Raw genomic sequence first — 20375 nt, 5'->3', positions numbered from 1 at the left:
CGGTGTCCAGGGTGGGCGCCGGACCGATGAAGGCCCGGTCGGGTATGCTCGCGCCCGTCCGGCGCCCGTAGGCTCAGGGGATGGATGCCATCGCTCCCGTCACCGTGACCATCACCGGAGCCGGCGGGCAGATCGGCTACGCACTGCTCTTCCGCATCGCCGCGGGCGACGCACTCGGCCCCGATCAGCCCGTGCGCCTGCGCCTGCTGGAGATCCCGCAGGGGATGCGCGCAGCGGAGGGCGCCGCGCTCGAGCTGCAGGACTGCGCGTTCCCGCTGCTGCGGGACGTGGAGGTCACGGACGACGCCGCGGTCGCCTTCGCAGACGCCGACCGGGCGCTGCTCGTCGGGTCGCGCCCGCGCATGGTCGGCATGGAGCGCAGCGACCTGCTCGCCGCCAACGCCGGCATCTTCGCGCCGCAGGGAGCGGCGATCGCCGCCAACGCCGCCGCAGACGTGCGCGTGCTGGCTGTCGGCAACCCCGCCAACACGAACGCGCTCATCGCCGCCGCGGCGGCCGATGGCATCCCCGGCGAGCGCTTCAGCGCCCTCACCCGCCTCGATCACGACCGCGCCGTCGCGCAGCTCGCCGCCACCCTCGAGGTCGGTCCCGCGCAGCTGCAGGGGGTCACGATCTGGGGCAACCACTCCGCCACGCAGTTCCCCGACATCGACCACGCCGCCGTGGACGGTGCTCCCGTGAGAGCGGCCCTGGCAGAGAAGCTGGGCGGTGCGGATGCCGCGGCGGCCTGGCTCGACGAGGTGTTCATCCCGCGGGTCGCCCGCCGCGGGGCGGAGATCATCGAGGTCCGTGGCTCGTCGTCCGCGGCATCGGCCGCCAACGCCGTGATCGCGCACGTGCGCGACGAGGCGCTGGGCACCCGCGCGGGATGGACCTCGGCAGCCCTGGTGTCGCGGGGCGAGTACGGCGTGCCGGAGGGCCTCGTGTGCTCGTTCCCGGTCACCAGCGACGGCACGGGCTACCGCGTGGTGGAGGGCCTGGATCTCGACGCCCGCGCCCGCGCCCGCCTGGACGCGTCGGTCGCCGAGCTCGCCGCCGAGCGCGACGCCGTGCGGGAGCTCGGCGCCCTCCCTCGGTCGTAACCGGTCGGTGAGCGAGGGCCGCAGGCCCGAGACGAAGCGCGGCAAGAACACCGGGAACGACGTTTCGTCTCGCTCCGCTCGCTCAACGACCCCGGGGCACAACCGGTCGCTGAGCGAGGCCGCAGGCGGCAACCGGTCGCTGAGCGAGGCCGCAGGCGGCAACCGGTCGCTGAGCGAGGGCCGCAGGCCCGAGACGAAGCGCGGCGAGGACACCGGGAACGACGTTTCGTCTCGCTCCGCTCGCTCAACGACCCCGGGGCGCGACCGGTCGCTGAGCGAGGGCCGCAGGCGGCAACCGGTCGGTGAGCGAGGGCCGCAGGCCCGAGACGAAGCGCGGCAAGAACACCGGGAACGACGTTTCGTCTCGCTCCGCTCGCTCAACGACCCCGGGGGCGCTCCGCTCGCTCAACGACCCCGGGGGCGCTCCGCTCGCTCAACGACCCCGGGGGCGCTCCGCTCGCTCAACGAGCCGCGGGGCACGCTCCTCAGCCGGCGACGTAGGCGCGCAGGTGCTGGGCGGTGAGGGTGTCGGCGCGCGAGACGAGGTCGGCGGGCGTCCCTTCGAACACGACGCGGCCGCCGTCGCGCCCGGCGCCGGGGCCGAGGTCGATGATCCAGTCGGCGTGGGCCATGACCGCCTGGTGGTGCTCGATGACGATGACGGAGTTGCCGGCATCCACCAGTCGGTCGAGCAGCCCCAGCAGGTTGTCGACGTCGGCCAGGTGCAGCCCGGTCGTCGGCTCGTCGAGCACGTACACCGCGCCTTTCTTCGCCATCGAGATCGCGAGCTTCAGCCGCTGCCGCTCTCCGCCCGACAGGGTGTTCAGCCGCTGCCCGAGCGTCAGGTACGACAGTCCCACATCGACCATGCGCGCCAGCGTCGTGTGAGCGGGCCCGGTGGCGAAGAACTCCGCCGCCTCGCCCACCGACATCGACAGCACCTCATCGATGTTCTTGCCGTCCAGGCGGTACTGCAGCACCTCGTCCGTGAACCGGCGCCCCTCGCACACCTCGCACACCGTCTCGACGGTGGACATGAAGCCCAGCTCGGTGATGACGACCCCGAGCCCCTTGCACGCCGCGCAGGCGCCCTCGGAGTTGGCGCTGAACAGGCCGGGCTTGACCTTGTTCGCCTTCGCGAACGCGCTGCGGATGACATCGAGCAGTCCGGTGTACGTCGCGGGGTTGCTGCGACGCGACCCGCGAATGACGGACTGGTCGACGACGACCACGTCGTCGCGGGCGGGGAGGTTGCCGTGGATCAGCGAGGACTTCCCCGATCCGGCGACCCCGGTGATGACGGTGAGCACACCCAGCGGGATGTCGACGTCGACGTCTTGCAGGTTGTGCTGCGACGCACCCCGGATGCCGAGCACGTCGCGGCCCCCGCGCGCGGCGTCCTTCAGCCGCGCGCGGTGGTCGAGGTGCCGCCCGGTGACGGTGTCCGAGGCGCGCAGCCCCGCCACGTCACCCTGGTACATGATGCGGCCGCCGTTGCGGCCCGCGCCGGGGCCGAGATCGACGACGTGGTCGGCGATCTCGATGACCTCGGGCTTGTGCTCGACCACGAGCACGGTGTTGCCCTTGTCGCGGAGGCGGCGCAGCAGGGCGTTCATGCGCTGGATGTCGTGGGGGTGAAGGCCCGCGGTGGGCTCGTCGAAGACGTAGGTGATGTCGGTCAGCGCCGACCCCAGATGCCGGATCATGCGGGTGCGCTGGGCCTCGCCGCCCGAGAGCGTGCCGCTCGGGCGGTCGAGCGAGAGGTAGCCGAGACCGATCTCGACGAACGAGTCGATCGTGTCGCGCAGCCCTGCCAGCAGCGGCGCGACGGAGGGGTCGTCGATCGTGCGCAGCCAGGCGGCGAGGTCGGTGATCTGCATGGCTGCGGCATCCGCGATGCTCACCCCGCCGATCGTCGACGAGCGCGCGGCGTCGCTCAGCCGGGTGCCGCCGCACGCCGGGCACGTCGTGAACCTCACCGCCCGGCCGACGAACGCGCGCACATGCGGCTGCAGCGCGTCGCGGTCCTTCTGCAGGAAGCTCTTGGTGACTTTGGGGACCAGCCCCTCGTAGGTCATGTTGATCCCCTGGATCTTGACCTTCGTCGGCTCGCGGTAGAGGAAATCGTGCAGCTCCTGCGGCGTGTACTGGGCGATCGGTTTGTCGGCGTCGACGAACCCCGACTCGGTGAAGCCGCGCACCATCCAGCCGTCGACGCTGTATCCCGGGATGGTCAACGCGCCCTCGGCGAGCGACTTGCTGCGGTCGAACAGCTCGTCGAGGTCGATGTCGCTGACCTCGCCCGTGCCCTCGCACTGCGGGCACATGCCGCCGGTGACGGTGTACTCGCGCTTCTCGGTCTTCTTGCCCTCGACGGTGACCGCCCCGCTGCCGGTGGCCGACGGGACGTTGAACGAGAACGCCTGGGGCGGGCCGATGTGCGGCACGCCGAGCCGGCTGAACAGGATGCGCAGCATGGCGTGGGCATCGGTGGCGGTGCCTACGGTGGAACGGGAGTTGCCGCCCATGCGCTCCTGGTCGACGAGGATCGCCGTGGTCAGCCCTTCGAGCAGGTCGACGTCGGGTCGCGGCAGGGTGGGCATGAACCCCTGCACGAAGGTGCTGTACGTCTCGTTGATGAGCCGCTGCGATTCGGCGGCGATGGTGCCGAACACGAGCGACGACTTGCCGGACCCACTGACGCCCGTGAACACCGTGACACGCCGCTTGGGCAGGTCGACATCGACGTTCTGCAGGTTGTTCTCCCGGGCGCCGACGACGCGGATCACCTCGTGCGCGTCGGCGGCGGAGGCGGCGGGTGCGGTGCCGGCGGGGGCGGAATCAGCCATCGGCATCTCCTCTCCGAACCCAGTGTGCCCGTCACCGCGGACAGCCGCAGTCCCCGATCGCCCTCGAGGGGGCACAATCATCACGGAGGTGGTGCCCGTGGACATGGTCCTCATGCTGGCGATCCTCGGCGTGGTCGTGATCGCCACGGCGACGGCGCTGGCCCCCCGGGTGAACATCGCGGGCCCGCTGCTGCTGGTCGTCGTGGGACTGGGCGTGAGCCTGCTGCCGTTCGTGCCGGCGGTCGTGATCGACCCGGAGATCATCCTCGTCGGCATCCTGCCCCCACTGCTGTACTCGGCGGCGGTGTCGCTGCCGGCGATCGAGTTTCGCCGGGACCTCACTCCCATCTCCGGGCTGTCGGTGGTGCTGGTGGTCCTGACGACCCTCGCGCTGGCCGCGTTCTTCCTCTGGGCGATCCCGGAGCTCGGCCTGCTGCTGTCGATCGCGCTCGGCGCGATCCTCAGCCCGACGGATGCCGTGGCGACGTCGATCGTGAAGCAGCTGGGCCTGTCGCGGCGGGTCGTGACGATGCTCGAGGGCGAGAGCCTGCTCAATGACGCCACGTCCCTCGTGCTGCTGCGCACCGCGATCGCCGCCGCCGCGACCGGAGGAGCGGTCGCCGCGGGCGAGTTCGCGGCGGCGTTCGCCTGGGGGGTGTTCATCGCGGTCGTCCTCGGCGCGCTCGTGGGCTTTCTCACCCTGCGCTTCCGCGCCTGGGTGGGCCACTCCGCGGCCAACACCGCGATCGGGTTCGCCGTCCCGTTCGCGGCATACCTGCCCACCGAGCAGCTCGGCGGCTCCGGCCTCGTGGCCGCCGTCGTCGCCGGCATCGTCACCGGCCAGGGATCGGCGCGATGGTTCACCGCGGAGCAGCGGATGTCGGACCGGCTCAACTGGCGCACGATCGAACTCGTTCTCGAGGGCGCGGTCTTCCTCATCATGGGTCTGGAGCTGAAGGACCTGTGGGAGCAGAACCTCGCGGAGCAGAACGGCCCCCAGCGGGCTCTGCTGCTGGCGGCGGGTGCGCTGGTGATCGTGCTGGTCATGCGCACCGGCTGGGTGTCGCTCCTGGTGCTGGTGCAGGGGCGGCGCGCCCACGGCGCGCAGCGCGCCCGGCTGGGGGCCATCGACGCCCGCATCGACGCCTACGAGGAGACCTATCTCGACGACCCGCCGCCGCGCGCCGTCGACCGACGTGGCCGCAGAGTCGACCGGCCCCGCGTCGAGCGCCGACTGGCGACGTGGCGCCGTCGCGTGGCCCGCTCGTTCGCCGACATCGACTACTACCAGGCGTCGCCGATCGGCTGGAAGCACGGCGGGGTGATCGTGTGGGCGGGCATGCGCGGCGTGGTCACGCTCGCCGCGGCCCAGACCCTGCCGCGCGAGACGCCGGCGCGCGAGCTGCTGATCCTCACCGCGTTCCTCGTCGCCCTCATCAGCCTGCTCGTGCAGGGGCTCACCCTGCCGTTCTTCACGCGGCTGCTGAGGCTGCCGCCCGAGTCCGGCGTGCGGTCACGCGAAGAGCAGGAGCGCATCGACGCCGAGCTGCGGAGGGCGGCGCAGCAGGCGCTGGCCGGCAACGCGCTGCGACGCGCCGACGGGACACCCTTTCCGCCGGAGCTGCTCGAACACGCCGGCGCGCGGATGGCGGCGGCGCCCGACGACGACGACACCGTGATGGTGCGCGACCGGCTGGAGCTGCGACTTCGACTGATTGCGGTCATGAGGGACCGCCTCGGAGAGCTGTCGCGCAGCGGCCTCGGCTCGGAGGCGCTGCGTCACGCCCTGGCGGAGCTGGATGCCGAGGAGCTCAGTCTGCGCCTGCGGCTGAGCGGCGAGGACGAATGAGGATCGCGCGGTGCCCTGCGCCAGAATGGAAGGGACGAAGGAGCCCATGATGATCGATGTCACGCCGCAGGATCCCGCGCCCGGCCTCGACGACCAGCACCGGGCACCGGCGGACTACGCCGAGTCCATCGCCCTGCCCGTGGAGCCCGACGCCCTGCCGCCGGCGTTCCGGGACCTCGAGCAGTCGCGGGACTGGTGGCTCGCCCGCCCCGCCGGATCGCGGCTCGTGGGGCTCGTGGTCGCCCGCGACGACATGCCCAGCATCGTGCAGCAGCGCGACGAGCTGTCCCGTTTCGGCGTGCCGATCGAAGGGTTCCGCCACCCCGCGCCCGAGACGATGGAGACCTGGCAGGAGCGCCTCACCCGGCTGTTCGGACGGCTTTCGCGCGGAGACGTCGTCGTGGTCGCCACCGTGCACGCCCTGGGCCGCGACGTCGACGAGGAATCCCGCACGATCGCCGAGCTGCGCCGCCGCGGCGTGATCGTGAAGGTCCTCAGCCACACCGGCGACACCGGACCGGTGCCCACCCGGGCATCCTGATCTCAGGACGCGCAGACCTCGGCGGTCGGCGAGCTCTGCCGATCGGCGCGCACCAGGGTGACCTCGATGCAGGTGCGGCCGCCCGGCTCCGCCGGGACGGTGACCGTGGTGTCGGTCGTGGACTGCAGCTTGGTGTCCTCCCCCAGTCGCTGCACCCCCCACAGGAACGAGTCGCCCTCTTCGGCCGCTCCGTTGCGCCAGGCGAAGACCACCCTGTCGCCCTCGACGGTGCCGGTGAGCTCGGCCACCGCCGGAACCCCACCCCCGGGCAGGATGTCCACCGGCCCTTCCTCGTCGGCCGGGGCGGCTGACGGCTCCGGCGCCGGGGCGAGCAGTCCCGCCCCCGCGGCCACCGCGATGCCGGCGCCACCGAGCACGACGACAGCCGCGAGGATGCCGCCGACGAGCGCGCCCGTCCGGCGTGGCCGGGCCGGCGCAGCCTCCGCGCCGTCGGCGCCGTCGGCGCCGTCGGAGGCGGCGGGATCGGCGGGGGCGGTGTGCCCGCCGGCGGCATCCACCCCCGCGGGAGCGGGCTCGTGGAAGGCGGGCGCAGGCGCCGCGTCGCGCAGCGCCCCGAGCGGAGCGGACCGGCGCACCGTCGCCTCCGGCGGAGCGCTCTGCCACACGGGGACGCCGGCGCCCGGGCGCAGCATCGTCGCGCCCACGGTGGTGCCCGCCGGCGGCGCCGTCGTCGCGGCCACCGGCGCGGTCGCCCCGGAGGGCCGCACGACGGGCGGCGGCAGCGACGGATCGATGCTGACGATCCCGCGGATGCGGGTGAGTGCGCCGTCGTCGTCGTCATCGTGAGCCTCGGGGGCGCTGTCGTCGATGACGTCGATGGGAGTGGCGGCCATGTTCAGCTCGAGCTGCACCCGCTGCAGCGCGCGCGCGAAATCGAGCGCGCTGGCGTAGCGATCGGCCGGGGCCGTGGCCATCGATCGCTCGAGCACCCGCTGCAGCGACGCCGGCGCGTCGGCGCGACCGAGCGGCGGCAGGGCCATCGTGAGGGCGCGCTGGATGAGATCGGCGCTGCCGTTGCGCTCGCCCGGCAGCTCGAATGGCGAGCGGCCCGCCAGCAGCGTGTACACCGTGGCGCCCAGTGCGTAGACGTCTCCCGCGACGCCCGGCGATCCGGCCTCGGCGAACGCCTCGGGCGGCGACCACGGGATCGACATGCCGGTCAGCTCGGCGTCGGTGTCGGCGGCCGTGGCGATGCCGAAGTCGGTGAGAGCGGGACGGTTGTATTCCGTCACGAGAATATTGGCGGGCTTGATGTCGCGATGCAGGATGCCGGCGCGGTGCGCCGTCTCGACGGCAGCCGCCACCTGCACGCCGACGCGCAGCGCCTCGGCCAGCGAGAACGGTTCGCGGCGGTAGCGCGCCTGCAGGTTGGGTCGGGAGCAGTACTCCATGACCAGGTACGGCCGGCCGTCGTCGGAGACGCCCGCCTGATAGATGGTGACGATCGCGGGATGGGTCGACAGCTGCGCCATGATGTTGGCTTCGGCGGCGAAGTCGTCCAGCGAGCCCTGGCTGAGGCGGTCCGCCAGCAGCACCTTCACGGCCACGCGCCGCTGGGGCAGCGCCTGGTCGTAGAGGAACACGTCGGCGAAGCCACCCGAGCCCAGCAGCTCCCGGTAGGTGAATCCGGGGAGCTCCGGAGGCGAGGCGGGAAGGCGCGCGGCGCTCATCAACCCTCCCGGTAGGTGACGGTGACCTCATCGCCGAGGTCGAGCGCGTCGCCGTCGAGCAGGATCGTCGCCTCCCCCGGATGCAGGCGCATCGGGCTCACCCCGTCGCGATGCAGGACCGTGCCGTTGGTGGTGTCGAGGTCCACCACCACAGCGGACTCGCCCTCGCGCCGCACCTCGATGTGACTGCGGGAGATGTCCTGGCTGGGGCTTTCCACCGTGATCAGCTGCGGCGCCTCGCCGCCCACGCGGGTCGCGCGGGGGCGACGCCCGATGACCACGTCCCGATCCAGCAGCAGGGTGCGGCCGGTCGACAGCTCCAGCCTCCCCACCGCGGGCGGGCCGGGCACGGGCGGAGCGGGCACGGGCGGCAGGTCGCCGGCGCGCTGGGCGCGCAGGGCCCGTGCCGCGGCGAGGGAGAGTGTGGCCCCGTCGTGGTCGCCCGCCCGGACGAGCGGCGGGCCGGCCGCGGCATCGGGGGCGGCCGGCTCGATGGCGGGGGCTCCGATCGGCGGCGTCGGCGCTGCGGCATCCGCTGCCGCCGGGCGCGCCCCGGCGTCGGGTGCGGCGGCGTCGTCCTCGGCGGGTTCGGCCACGGCGGCGGCGGCCACCGAGGACATCACCGTCTCCCCCCACAGATGCGCGAACCGCCCGCGGCTGTCCGACTTCACGGTGTCGAGCGGCTCGGCGTCACCACCGGTCGGCGTGCCCTCGGAATCGGCGGCCACGGCACCTTCCCCGGAGGCGGCGGCGGGGCCGTCGTCACCGGCGGGCGCGCCGCCAGCGCCGGGTGCGACGGCATGGTGGGGCGTCGCCGCCTCCACGTCTCCGGTCACCCAGGCGGGAACCTCGGCGAGGATGCCGGCGACCGGCACCCCGGCGGCAGCGAGACCTCCGGGCGCAGCCGCGCCCGCGACAGGCGGAGCCGCCGCGACAGACGCGGCATCCGCAGCAGGCGCGGCATCCACAGGCGCGGCATCCGCCCGAGTGCCGGCGCCGGCCGCGCCCGCAGCAGAGACGTCCGCGCGCGCGTCGCCGTCATCCACGCTCGCGGAGCGCAGCTCCACGGTGATGGCGTCGGCGCGTGCAACGCCGTCGACGAGCGGCAGCCCGGGGGCGGTGTCCGCCTCGGCAGGGAGCACCGTCAGGGTCACGGCGTGCGCGTCGGCGACGACGTGTTCCGCCCACGTCGCGACCCCCGCCCCGCTGAGCACGCAGGTGCGCCCGGCGGCGTCGGTGACGCGCGCTTCCACCGCCCCTCGCAGCAGCACGCGGGCAGGGTCACCGGTGAACAGCAGCGCCAGCGGCGGCAGGTCGGCGAAACGTCCACCTGCACCGGTGGCGGCATCGAGCACGTCGCCGGGGCCTCCGCCGGCGGCGAGCACCCGCCACACCCCTTCCACGACCGCCACCTCGGCCTCGGCGGCCAGCAGCGCCAGGCCGTGCGGGGCGGCCACGGCGTAGGCGCCGCCAGGGCGATGCCTGGCCGGCTCAGGGCGTGGTGCGGTCATGGCTGCTCCTTCACAGCGGCGGGTGAAGTGCCGCCTCGGGGGGTGCGGCGGTGCGCGCCCGCAGGCGACAGCAGCGACCGCAGGCTCAGCCGCGATCGTAGCCGACGCCAGAACCCGACCGAGCCGCGCAGGCCCCCGATGACCTCGTCGACGTCGCGCCACAGCGCCTCGACGTCCTCGTCGGCCGGCTCTCCCGGGCCGAAGATCCCGGCGTCCGCACGCTCGGCCACGACGACCACCCCGGGCGCCGTGAGCGCCTCCGCCACCTCGCGCGCGTCCTCACGGCGCGTGCCGCCGGTGGGCGGCTTCGCGCCGAGGTCGCGCGCGGTGTCGACGATCTCGTCCCATGCGCCCTGCGCCCGCTCCGACGGCGCGCCCCGCCCGCGGCGACGCCGGTAGCGCAGCAGCTTCAGCAGCAGCACGGCCAGGAACGGCGCCGCCAGCACGAGCAGCAGCCCCACCGCGGCGGCGATGAGACCCAGCACGCCCAGCCAGGCGAAGGCCCCCTCGTCGTCCTCGTCGTCCGCGCCTTCGTCCTCGGGGACGTCGGGCGGAAGGTTCACCGGATCCTGAGCGGGCGGCGGCGGCTGCAGGGTCTGGGGCTGCAGCTGGGTCTGCGGCACGGTCTGCTGGTCGGTGGGGATCTGATCCTCGGGCGGGGTGGGATCGAACACCACCCAGCCGTGTTCGTCGAACGCGATCTCCACCCAGGCGTGCAGGTTGTCGCCCGTCGCGGTGAAGGTGCTGCCGGCGGCATCCTCGTCGGGGTAGAAGCCCATGACGACCCGGGCCGGAAGCCCGAGCTGTCCCGCCAGCAGCGCCATCGTCACGGCGTACTGCTCGTCATCGCCCACCATCCGCTCGGGCGTGGCCAGCAGCGCCTGAACGCGCTCCGATCCGTGGCCGGCCCGCGAGACGGCCTCGCCTTCGAGCCCGTGACTGAAGAACCCCTTGGTCGACAGGGCCGTCGCCAGCGCAGCGGCCTGCTCGAAGGGCGACGACGCTCCGCCGGCCATGGATCCCGCCACCGAGGCGGCACCCTCGGGCACGTTCTTCTGCGGCGGCAGCTGCAGCGGGGCGACGGCGGCTTCCTCGAGCTCGCCTCGGGTGGGGGTGCGGGGAACGACGACGTCCAGCGTGTACCGGTCACCCTCGCGCAGCCCCGAGGTGACCACGCCCACGCCCGTCGCGCGGTTGTAGAACGTCGAGCGACGCAGGTCGTCGGCGCGGTCGCCGTCGTAGCGGATGCCGGTGAGATAGCCGACGCCGGGCAGCCACACGCCGCGCAGCGCGCCGACCTCCACCTCGACGGTGGCCTGCTCGCCGTCGACGGCGGCGGGCACCCGATCGCCCAGCCGCTGGAAGCTGGCCGACGCTCCCGCGCCCTCACTGGCCACGTTGTAGATGACGCCGTCGTAGGCATCGAGGGTGGCCAGGCGCACCCGTGCCCCCTCGGGCAGTCCCTCGACGGTGAACAGCGTGTCGTCGGCCTTGTCGCGCACGTACGCGCGGAACGACTGCAGAGGACTGACGTAGTCCCGCAGGTCGATCGGGGGCAGGATCGCGTCGCGCACGACGTAGCGCGGGCCCGACGGCGCCGCGGCGGCGCTGACGCCGGCGCCGAGCCCGGCCGCGAGGATGAGCACGACCGCGCCGGCCATCAGGCGGCGGGCGGGCTTCTGCGTCACGATGGAGCCCGCCTCGGCGGACTGCTGCCGCGTCGCGAGTGCGCGGCGGTAGGCCGTCCACCCGATGGCCGCCACCGTGAAGACGGCTCCCTGCACGAGCGGCGCGGCGGGCTGCGTGGTGCCGAACGCGATCGCCAGCACGAGCAGCACCCCCGCCGGCAGCAGAGCCCAGCCGTACGCCCGGGCGCGCAGGGCGACCGACGCCGAGATGACCGAGGTCAGCAGCACCGACAGATACGGCACGACCAGGAACGCGTCGGATGCCTCGAAGGGCGCGACGGCGGTGACGAACTGCTTCCATGAGAACACGACCCCGCCGGCGAGGGTCACCAGACTGTCGAGGGTCGGCACCACCCCGCCCAGCGCGGTGGCGGGGACGGCCAGCGCGGCGCCGAAGAGGAAGTAGGCCGCGACGGTGAGGGCGGCCACCGGCAGCAGCCCCCAGCGCAGCCGCGCGCCCGCCACGGCCACGCCCAGGCCGATCAGGAGGGCGCCGAAGCCGGTCACGACGAAGAACGAGGTCTCGAAGGCCGGGCCGAACCCGACGATGGAGACGCCGATGAGCACCGCCACGGCGGCGAGGTCCACGGCGGCGCGCACCGGCAGGCGGGGAGAGGCGACCGGGGTCGCGCGCGGGCCGGTCATGCCAGCACCCGCCGCAGCGCCACGGGAAGATCCGACAGGGCGCCGAGGGTGAGCACCGTGGCATCCCCCAGCCGCCGCAGATCCGGTGGCCCTCCCTGCGTGCAGGACACCCCCAGCACCCGCGCGCCCGAGGGCAGCGTGCGTGCGGCGGAGCGCAGCACCGACGTGGAGACCCGCGAGCCGGTGAGCATGACGACGATGCTCGCCTGCAGCGCTTCGGTCTTGACGCGGGCGGCGAGCTCGGGGGTCGACGCCACCGCGTGCGCCGTCTCGATGCGCGAGAGGGCATCGAGCAGCGGCCTGCCGGCGACGGTGGGGACGCCGAAGTCCTGGCTCATCACGGAGATCTCGCGGTCGTCACGCAGCGCCTGCACCGCGATCGAGCCGGCGGCGGAGACGGCCAGCTCGAACTCATCGGGATCGGCGTATTCGGCGGCGTTGCGCGACAGCGCGACCACGATGTGCGAGCGACGGGTGTCTTCGAACTGTCGCACCATGAGCGTTCCCGTGCGCGCGGTCGAGCGCCAGTGCACGTGGCGGCGATCGTCGCCCGGGGCGTAGGGGCGCAGGGCGTGGAAGGACACGTCGTCCCGTGACAGGTCGCGTGTCGGAAGGCCCTCGAGATCGCGCAGGAACCCGGCCGACATCCCGTCGAGCCCCACCGTATGCGGGTGCACGAACAGCTCCAGCGGATCGCTCCACGCCTGGGTGCGCTGGAAGATGCCGAGCGGGTCGCCGCGCACGGCGCTGACCGGGCCGACGGTGAGCACGGCACGACGGGTGGTGGGAATGGCGAAGAGGTCGTCGTGGGCGGCCCCGGGTGCCAGCCGCGGCACCTCGAACACCGGACGGGCCTGCCCGACGGGGAGGATGGCGCGCGCGGGCAGGATGGCCCGGGTGCCGGGGTTGCGCAGCGTCAGGCTGCCCACCGCGCGCTCTCCCACCACCACGCGCTGGCGCGTGAGATCCAGCGACACGTCGTAGCGGGTGCGTCCGATGAGAAAGCCGGCGCACACCGCCAGCAGGGCCACGCCGCACAGGGCCAGGGTGGTCAGCTCCCACCACCCCAGCACAGCCCCGGCGAGACCGGCGACGACGGTCGCGACCACGACGCCGGCTCCGAGCGGGGTGACGACGCCGAGCACGCGTCCCATCCGGCGCGCGACCGGCGCGACGATCGGCCCGACGACGGGCGCGACGGACGCCTCGTACCGCGCCCGCAGGGTTCGGCGCGGAGCCGCCGTGACCGTGCGGCGGGCACCCCGCCGGGGCAGCGACGGGGTGGCGGGCTCGGCGGCGGCCGTCATGCCGCCGCGCGCGCCTGCGGCGCCGGGGTGTCCTCGAGGACGCGCTGCAGGATGCCGGCTGCGGTGACGCCGGAGAACTCCGCCTCGGGGTCGAGCACGAGTCGGTGGCTCCACACCGGCAGCGCGAGCGCCTTGATGTCGTCGGGCAGCACGTAGTGCCGACCGTCGGATGCCGCGCGCACCTTGGCGGCGCGGACGATCGCGAGCATGCCGCGCACCGACACCCCGAGGGTCGTCTCGCGGGTGTCACGGGTGGCCTCGGCCAGCTGCGCGGCGTAGCGCAGCAGCACCGGGTCCACGTGCACCGTGGCCGCGAGGTCGGCCATCTCCGCCACGGCGTGGGAGGTGATCACGGGCGTGAGGTGTGCGGTGGGGTTGCGGTCGGCGGAGCCGGCGAGGATGCGCTCGGCGGCCGCGAGGTCGGGATAGCCGATCGTCGTCTTCAGCAGGAAGCGGTCGAGCTGCGCTTCGGGCAGCTTGTACGTTCCGGCCTGCTCGATGGGGTTCTGCGTCGCGATGACGAGGAACGGCCGCCCCACCTCGTGGGCGACGCCATCGACGGTCACACGTGACTCCTCCATGACCTCCAGCAGGGCGGACTGGGTCTTGGGCGACGCGCGGTTGATCTCATCGGCGAGCACCACCTGGGCGAACACGGGTCCCTTGTGGAAATCGAACCGGTGGGTGGCCTGGTCGTAGATCGTCACGCCCGTCACGTCCGACGGCAGCAGGTCGGGCGTGAACTGGATGCGGCTGCTCGTGCCCTGCACGGTGGCCGCCAGGGCGCGCGCGAGGCTCGTCTTGCCGGTTCCGGGGGCATCCTCCAGCAGCACGTGTCCCTCGGCGAGCATGGCGGTCAGCACGAGACGCACCACCTCGTCCTTGCCGAGCACGGCGTGACCGACGTTGTCGGCCAGGCGCGTGAAGGTGTCACGGAACCAGGCGGCCTGCTCCACGGTCATCGTCATCTTGCGCATCTCCTCGGGTTGGTCAGTCATCACCACGTCGTGGGTTTCGGCTGGCTCGCGTCGGGCACCCCCGGGAGCTGCACCTGAACGGTGTGCCCCCGCCCCGGGTTTCCGTACCAGCACTGCAGTGGGGTGGTCCCGCCTGCGGCGAAGTAGACGGGGCCCTCCCAGTCGTTGAACTGGCTGCCGTTCGCGAGGCACCGGTAGCGATAGTTCCCCGCGGGGAAGTCCCGCTCGGTCTGCACCGTCAGGAAATAGCAGGTCGTGGCGCACCCGCCCGTCACCGCGCCCTTCGCCGTCTGCGCGCCGTTCTGCGGCGCGGGCCGAGGCGCGGTGGAGGCCTGTGCGGAACCGGCGGCGCTGACCTGACCCTCGGTGTCGACGGCCTGCACGCGGATCCCGTGCGTCTGGTCGTAGCCGTTGCCCACACGGCGGCTGCCGTTGGCCGCGACACTCTCCCAACCGCCGTTGTTGACCTTGATCTGCACCGTCACGTCGCGGCCGTTGAGCGCGGGCTTGGACCAGCTGAACACCACGGAGGTGCCGTCGCGCTGCGCACTGACCCCCGGCGTGTTCGGCTTGCCGTACGGGACCACCTGGTTCGACGCCGGCGAGGCGGCGCTGGCGTAGGCGGCGTCCATCCTGTTGACGGCCCGGAGGCGCACCGAGTAACCGGTCCCGTTGCCGAGACCGGCGATCGTGCCGGTGATGGTGGCGCTCTTGTCCAGCGCGGCCCAGTCGCCGCGCCATTCGCCGCCGTTGAGCGAGTACTGGTAGTCGAGCTCCGCCGGGTTCGCCCCGTTGCCCGCAGCGGCCTGCGCGGTGACCACGAGCTGCCGGTCACCCGGTCGGGCCTGTGCGGCGCCCGGCGCGCCCGGATTCACGAAGGCGCGGATCGGGGCCGAGGTGGCGCTGAACGCGCCCCGCCCCGCCTTGTTGGTGGCGGCGACCGAGAACGTGTAGTCCGTGGTCGAGGCTTCCACATTGACGGCCTGCGAGGTCACCCCGCCGCCGATGTTCTCCAGGGTGGTCATGACGGCGCCGCCGCGCATCACCTGCAGCGTGTAGGAGCTGATGGGGTCGCCGTTCGCCGCCGGGGGCGACCAGTTCACCTGCAGCTGCGCCTGCGTTCCGACCGGCGAGAGCCGGGCGGTGGTGGGCGCAGCGGGTGCGGCCGGCGGGCCCGCCGGGATCTCGCTCGGCGACCAGCTGCTCCAGCTCGACGGCTCCGGGGCGCGGTTCACGGCGCGCACCCTCACCTGGTACGAGGTGCCGTTCTCCAGGCCCTCCCACCGCAACGCGTTGCCGGTGACGCCGGTCTTCTGCGTCGCACCGGACGGCGGCGCGGGCGAGATCTCGAGGTCGAACGACTCCACCGGCGATCCCGGTGTCGTCGGCGTCGTCCACGAGATGTCCAGCGCACGGTCGCCGAAGCCCAGTCGCGGGGGCTGCGGCGTGTCCGGTCGCGCGTCGGGGCGCGCGGTGGCCGACGGCGCCGACGCGTCGGAGGTGCCGACGCGGTTCGTCGCCGTGACGGTGAAGTTGTACTCGACGTTGTTGGTCAGCCCGTCCAGCGTGCACGTCGTCGACGCGCACGTCTTCGTGTAGTTCCCCGCGGTCGAGGTGACCGTGTACGACGTGATCTCGGCGCCGTTGTTCGACGGCGGCGTCCACGACAGCACGACGGTGCGATCCTGCACGCTCGAGACGGTGGGCGTGCCGGGGATCTCGGGACGCCCCTGCACGGTGAGGCGGATGCGACCGTCGACGTCGCGGTCCGCGTCGCCGGTGGCGTCGCGCACCCGGTAGCGCACCACGAGGCTGCCGACGAACTCCGCCCCCGGGGTGACCTCGACGCGGCCGTCGGGCAGTGCCCGCGGCTGACCCTTGGTCTGTCCCACCTCGACCTGCGCGTCGATGACGGTCAGCGGCTGGTCGGGGAACGGGCTCTGGTCGTTGGCGAGCACGTCGATCGTCTGCGTCACGCCCTGCGGCGCCTCGGAGAGGACGTCGTCGCTGGCCACGGCGAGCGGGCGGCTGGATGCCGTGACCGTGGCGGTCATCGTGGCTGCGACGGGGTCGCTTTCGCCGTCGGTGACCTCGACCTGGATCGGCGCGATGGTGCCCTTGGGGGTGGAGGTGTCCGCCGACACGCTCAGCACTGCGTCGGACACCGAGGCCGAGAAGCCGTCCGGCACCGATCCGGCCAGGCGGAAGGTGAGCTCGTCCTCCTCGTTCGGGTCGGATGCCAGCGCCCGCAGGTCGAGCGTCGCGGCTTCCTCGCCCGGCGACACGGTGAGCGCCGCGCCCGAGAGGGTGGGCGGCTCGTTGTCGGGCGGCAGCACGGTGATCGGCAGCGTCAGCGTCGCGACCCGGCCCTCGGGGTCGTCGGGGCCGGTGCCGTCGGTGACCTCGAAGGTGATGGCATCCGCCCCGTGGTACCCGTCCGCCGAGGTGTACACGAGCACGTCGGCGTCCTTGACCAGCGGCTCGCCGTTGGAGTGCACCGCCGAGACCTTGGCCGCCTCCGTCACGATCGCCCGGCCGCCACCGGCGACGAGCACGTGGTCGGCGAGGGGGATCTGCACCTGCTCCCCACTCATCACCTCGATGGCACCGGTCGTGCGCAGCGAGGGGCGCAGGTCGGCCATGCCGGGCACGTGGATGAACGCCGCGGCCGACAGGTCGTCGCCGTCGGTGACGTCGTAGCGCACGACGCGCGCCTCCGGCAGCACGGGCACGCGCACGACACCGCCGGAGCCCACCGACACGTCCTCCTCGTCGGTGGTGATCGCGAGGCGATCGCGCACGCCGTCGGGGTCCTCGTCGTTGAGCAGCACCTCGACGTCGACCGTCTCGCCGTCGCCGATGTCGGCGATGGTCACCCGGTCATCGCGTGCGATCGGCGCCTGCAGGGGCACGTCCGGGTCGACCGTGACCACCAGGGCGCCCACGGCCGACGCGCCCTGCGCATCGCGGATCGTGTAGGTGAGGGTCTTGGTCCCCGGCTCCTCACCGCTGGTGATGAACACGCGGTCACCCGTCACCGACGCCTCGATGCCCTCGGGCACCTCCAGCCCGCTCTCGAGCAGCACGATCTCGTCGCCCTCGGGGTCGGAGTCGTTCACGGTGACAGGCACCGCGACGGTGCGCTGCGGCCGCATCAGCACGACGTCCTTCACCGCGAAGGGCGCCTGGTTCACCGCCGCCGACGGGGCGATGCCCACGCGGATCGAGGCGGTCGCCGAGCGGCCGAGCCGGTCCTGCACCGTGTAGGTGAACTCGTCGGTGCCCGTGGCGTCGCCGAAGGGCTCGTACCGCAGGAAGTTCTGTCCCACCTCGAGCACGCGACCCTTGCCGGGCGCGGATGCCACGCCCACCAGTTGCACCGAATCGCCGTCCGGGTCGATCCCGTCGAGCGGAATCGGGATCTTCACCGCCGTGCCGCTGAGCGCGCGGGCGGTCAGGTCGCGCGGGCGCGGCGCCTGGTTGTTCTCCGCGTCGACGGGGAGGATCTGGATGGTGACGTAGCCGGCATCCTTCTGGTCCTGGGAGTCGGCGACCTCGTAGGTGGCGTAGACGGTCTTGGCCTCGGGACCGGCGCGGAACCGCAACGTGTCCTCCGAGACGAACACCTCGCCGTCAGCAGGGTCCATCAACGGGTCGATCAGGTCGGGCAGCACCCGGATCGCGTCGCCGTTGGGGTGGTAGTCGTTCTCCATCACCGGGATCGTCGCCACGTCTCCGGCGCGCACCACGATGGAGTCGTCGGCGGCCACCGGCGGGCGCAGCTGCGCGGGGGCGGGGATGGGGATCACCACGACGTCGCCCTGCGCGGAGTGGCGTCCGTTGGAGATCTGGTACTGGATGGTCACCGGCTGCGACAGACCCGACTGGTCGGTCACGAGCAGGTAGCGGTGGTCGGTGACGGCAACCGAGACGCGGGCGTCGGGCGGCACCGTCACCGACTGCACCACGAGGATGCCGCCGGAGGGGTCGGAGTCGTTGGCGAGCACGTCGATGCGCACATCCTGCCCGGAAGGCAGCAGCGCCACGTCGCGCACGGCGACGGGTTTCTCGTCGGCGTCCGCCTGGGGCAGCACGTCCATGCGGACCAGGCCGATCACCGTCTGCGGCCCGTCGGTGGCCAGATACTGCACGTAGTAGACGCCGGGAGTCGACGACGCGAACGAGAACGTTCCGGCGTTGTAGTCGGGCTGCAATCGGGTACCGGCGACCTCGGTCACCCGGGCGAGACGCAGCGGAGCGCCGCTGGGCGAGACGTCGTTGTCCAGCGGCGAGACGGTGACCTTCTCGTCCACCCGCAGCACGACGTGATCGGGCGTGGTGATCGGCTTCGTGGAGCCGACCGGGCGCACATCGACCTGCACGACGCCGACGGTGTCCTTGTCGCCGTCGGACACGGTGATCGCCACTTCGCGCCGGCCCTGCACCGAGCCCACGGCGCGGAAGGTGATCTCGCCGTCCGAGGCGAAATCGACCTCGTCACCGCCATCGACGACGGCCGACCGCAGGAACATGTCGTCGCCGTCGGGGTCCACCCAGTCCAGCAGGGTGCTGTAGGTCACCTGCCCGCCCTGCTCGACCACCACCACCGGCACCTTGCGCTGCACCGGCGCCTGGTTCACCGTCCAGGGTCGCACCTCGAGGGAGACGGTGGCCTGGTCGGTGCCGCCAGGGCGGCCGTCGTTCACCTCGTAGGTGAACACGTCCCGACCGGTCGCGCCTTCGGGAACCGTGATCTGCAGCGCGCGCCCGCCGTAGATGGGCGCGATCTCCCCGATCGACACCCCGCCCTGCGCCGTCGCGGTCAGCACGTCGCCGTCGGGGTCGTTGTCATTGTCGAGCACGGGCAGCACGGTGGTGCGTCCCGGCCGCACGCCGAAGTCGTCGTCCTCGGCGACCGGCGGGTGGTTGATCTCGGTGCGCTCGGGCAGCGACGTCTCCTCGGCCACCTCCGTCGACGTCTGGTCGGTCTCGTCACCACCCTCCGGCGGGATGATGTCGTCCCAGTTGTCGACGAGCTCGAGCGCGTCGGTGACCGTCCACGCCGAGCCGGCGACGACGTCGTTGAGCACGACGACGTCGCGGTTCACGCGGAACACCACGGCGGCATCCGCCGCCATGCCGGGGATGTCGGAGACCAGGTCGTCGGTGTCGTGCGGGCAGTCGCGCGCGAACCGGGCAGAGCCTCCCCAGGCGCCGTAGACGCAGCCCTTGAGGGAGACGGGCGCGGCGGGCGCACCGGTGCCACCGGCTTCGACCTCGGCGACGGGACCGTCGGAGAGCGGCACGGTCACGAGGCTGGTGGGGGTCGCGTAGCCGACATGGCCGCTGTAGGTCGAGGGATGCTGCAGCACCGCGTCGGCGACGCCGTCGAGGTCGCGCAGGCCGAGACCCGCCACCCACAGCCGCGCGTCCGTGCGGTTCAGCACCACCGGCGTCGTGTCGGCGACCGTGATGGCGACGTCGTCGCCCTTGTCGAGCCCTTCGACCTCCTGCGCCGAGACGTCGGCCTGCTCGGGACCCGGGCGCACCGTGGTGACCGTCCCCTGCTCGGGAGAGGCGACGTAGACGGTGCCGTCGGCACCGGTGACCGACACGGCGCCCTTGCCGAAGCTGGCGACGGGGTCGTCCGCAGCGGCGGCGAAGCCCTGCAGGGCCGAGGGCGAGGTGACCCACAGCGCGCCGTCGGTCGGCTCCAGCACCGAGACCGTGTCGCCGCCCACGCCCACCGATGACCCCGCGGGGATGTCGACATCGGCGGTCGTGGAGACCGTGGCGACGTCCACAGGGGCGACGGAGGAGTTCTCCTCGTCGAGGACGAGCACCGTGCGGCCGTGCTGCACGATGTCGTAGGTGTCCGAGACCGTGCGCAGCCCGGCGTCCAGCACGCCGGAGGCGTCGTTGAAGCGTCCGACGAGGTAGCTGTCCTGCTTGGTGACCCAGACGGAGCCGTCGTTGAGCTCGACGTCGGTGGTCGGGAACCCCTCGTAGAGGAACGCCATCGTGGTGATCGCCAGAGCGGAGACGGTGACGATGCCCGCCGACGCCAGGGTGCGCGGGCGCGCACCGATCCACGCAAAGGACCTCATGGAAGGACGATCCCCCTTGTCTCATCCAGCGATTTGCGTGGCGTCGGGTCCGACTCTCTCGTCGGCGCCGCTGTCCACCCTAACGTGATCGGCGCGCCGCTCCTGTG

At 72.9% G+C, this 20375-nt stretch carries 10 protein-coding genes; 3 read left to right on the top strand and 7 right to left on the bottom strand.

Annotated elements, in window-relative coordinates; translation table 11 throughout:
- Positions 1 to 80: 80 nt before the first annotated feature.
- Complete coding sequence (locus QNO26_RS00695; RefSeq protein WP_257638608.1) at positions 81 to 1103, top strand: malate dehydrogenase; 1023 nt, start codon at positions 81 to 83, stop codon at positions 1101 to 1103.
- Positions 1104 to 1588: 485 nt separating this feature from the next.
- Here QNO26_RS00695 and QNO26_RS00690 read toward each other — a convergent pair whose 3' ends face one another.
- Complete coding sequence (locus QNO26_RS00690; protein ID WP_257638607.1) at positions 1589 to 3952, bottom strand: excinuclease ABC subunit UvrA; 2364 nt, start codon at positions 3950 to 3952, stop codon at positions 1589 to 1591.
- An 88-nt stretch (positions 3953 to 4040) separates the two neighbouring features.
- On the opposite strand from QNO26_RS00690, the gene QNO26_RS00685 reads away from it, so the two are divergent.
- Together QNO26_RS00685 and QNO26_RS00680 are read left to right on the top strand one after the other, a co-directional pair.
- Positions 4041 to 5801 carry a cation:proton antiporter gene (locus tag QNO26_RS00685; protein ID WP_308208985.1) on the top strand — a complete coding sequence of 587 codons (1761 nt, stop codon included), beginning with the start codon at positions 4041 to 4043 and terminating at the stop codon, positions 5799 to 5801.
- A 49-nt stretch (positions 5802 to 5850) separates the two neighbouring features.
- The gene (locus QNO26_RS00680) at positions 5851 to 6342 is read left to right on the top strand and encodes a recombinase family protein (protein WP_257532786.1); all 492 of its coding nucleotides are present in this window, start codon (positions 5851 to 5853) and stop codon (positions 6340 to 6342) included.
- Between the two features lie 2 nt (positions 6343 to 6344).
- On the opposite strand, the gene QNO26_RS00675 is transcribed toward QNO26_RS00680, so the two are convergent.
- The 6 genes from QNO26_RS00675 to QNO26_RS00650 are packed head-to-tail and all read right to left on the bottom strand — an operon-like array spanning position 6345 to position 20268.
- Complete coding sequence (locus QNO26_RS00675; protein ID WP_257532784.1) at positions 6345 to 8033, bottom strand: serine/threonine-protein kinase; 1689 nt, start codon at positions 8031 to 8033, stop codon at positions 6345 to 6347.
- Positions 8033 to 9544 (bottom strand): FHA domain-containing protein, encoded by a 1512-nt coding sequence (locus QNO26_RS00670; RefSeq protein WP_257638606.1) that lies wholly within the window; start codon positions 9542 to 9544, stop codon positions 8033 to 8035. Before QNO26_RS00670 ends, QNO26_RS00675 begins: the two co-directional genes overlap by 1 nt.
- Positions 9541 to 11877: a transglutaminase TgpA family protein gene (locus tag QNO26_RS00665; protein ID WP_257638605.1), complete on the bottom strand. Its 2337-nt coding sequence runs from the start codon at positions 11875 to 11877 to the stop codon at positions 9541 to 9543. Before QNO26_RS00665 ends, QNO26_RS00670 begins: the two co-directional genes overlap by 4 nt.
- Positions 11874 to 13184 carry a DUF58 domain-containing protein gene (locus QNO26_RS00660; RefSeq protein WP_257638604.1) on the bottom strand — a complete coding sequence of 437 codons (1311 nt, stop codon included), beginning with the start codon at positions 13182 to 13184 and terminating at the stop codon, positions 11874 to 11876. Before QNO26_RS00660 ends, QNO26_RS00665 begins: the two co-directional genes overlap by 4 nt.
- Positions 13181 to 14152, bottom strand: a complete 972-nt coding sequence (locus QNO26_RS00655; RefSeq protein WP_257533136.1) for an AAA family ATPase — start codon at positions 14150 to 14152, stop codon at positions 13181 to 13183. Before QNO26_RS00655 ends, QNO26_RS00660 begins: the two co-directional genes overlap by 4 nt.
- Before the next feature lie 29 nt (positions 14153 to 14181).
- On the bottom strand, positions 14182 to 20268 hold the full coding sequence (locus tag QNO26_RS00650; RefSeq protein WP_257638603.1) for an Ig-like domain-containing protein: 6087 nt from the start codon (positions 20266 to 20268) through the stop codon (positions 14182 to 14184).
- Positions 20269 to 20375: the final 107 nt, after the last annotated feature.

It is taken from the genome of Microbacterium sp. zg-Y1090 (assembly GCF_030246945.1).
Lineage (GTDB): Bacteria > Actinomycetota > Actinomycetes > Actinomycetales > Microbacteriaceae > Microbacterium > Microbacterium wangruii.
This window is presented reverse-complemented; position numbering and strand designations above follow the sequence as displayed.

Coding starts and splice junctions, on each gene's coding strand:
- QNO26_RS00690 (WP_257638607.1), bottom strand. CDS start 3,952: ATGGCTGATTCCGCCCCCGCCGGCACCGCACCCGCCGCCTCCGCCGCC.
- QNO26_RS00695 (WP_257638608.1), top strand. CDS start 81: ATGGATGCCATCGCTCCCGTCACCGTGACCATCACCGGAGCCGGCGGG.
- QNO26_RS00680 (WP_257532786.1), top strand. CDS start 5,851: ATGATCGATGTCACGCCGCAGGATCCCGCGCCCGGCCTCGACGACCAG.
- QNO26_RS00665 (WP_257638605.1), bottom strand. CDS start 11,877: ATGACCGGCCCGCGCGCGACCCCGGTCGCCTCTCCCCGCCTGCCGGTG.
- QNO26_RS00675 (WP_257532784.1), bottom strand. CDS start 8,033: ATGAGCGCCGCGCGCCTTCCCGCCTCGCCTCCGGAGCTCCCCGGATTC.
- QNO26_RS00660 (WP_257638604.1), bottom strand. CDS start 13,184: ATGACGGCCGCCGCCGAGCCCGCCACCCCGTCGCTGCCCCGGCGGGGT.
- QNO26_RS00650 (WP_257638603.1), bottom strand. CDS start 20,268: ATGAGGTCCTTTGCGTGGATCGGTGCGCGCCCGCGCACCCTGGCGTCG.
- QNO26_RS00670 (WP_257638606.1), bottom strand. CDS start 9,544: ATGACCGCACCACGCCCTGAGCCGGCCAGGCATCGCCCTGGCGGCGCC.
- QNO26_RS00655 (WP_257533136.1), bottom strand. CDS start 14,152: ATGACGATGACCGTGGAGCAGGCCGCCTGGTTCCGTGACACCTTCACG.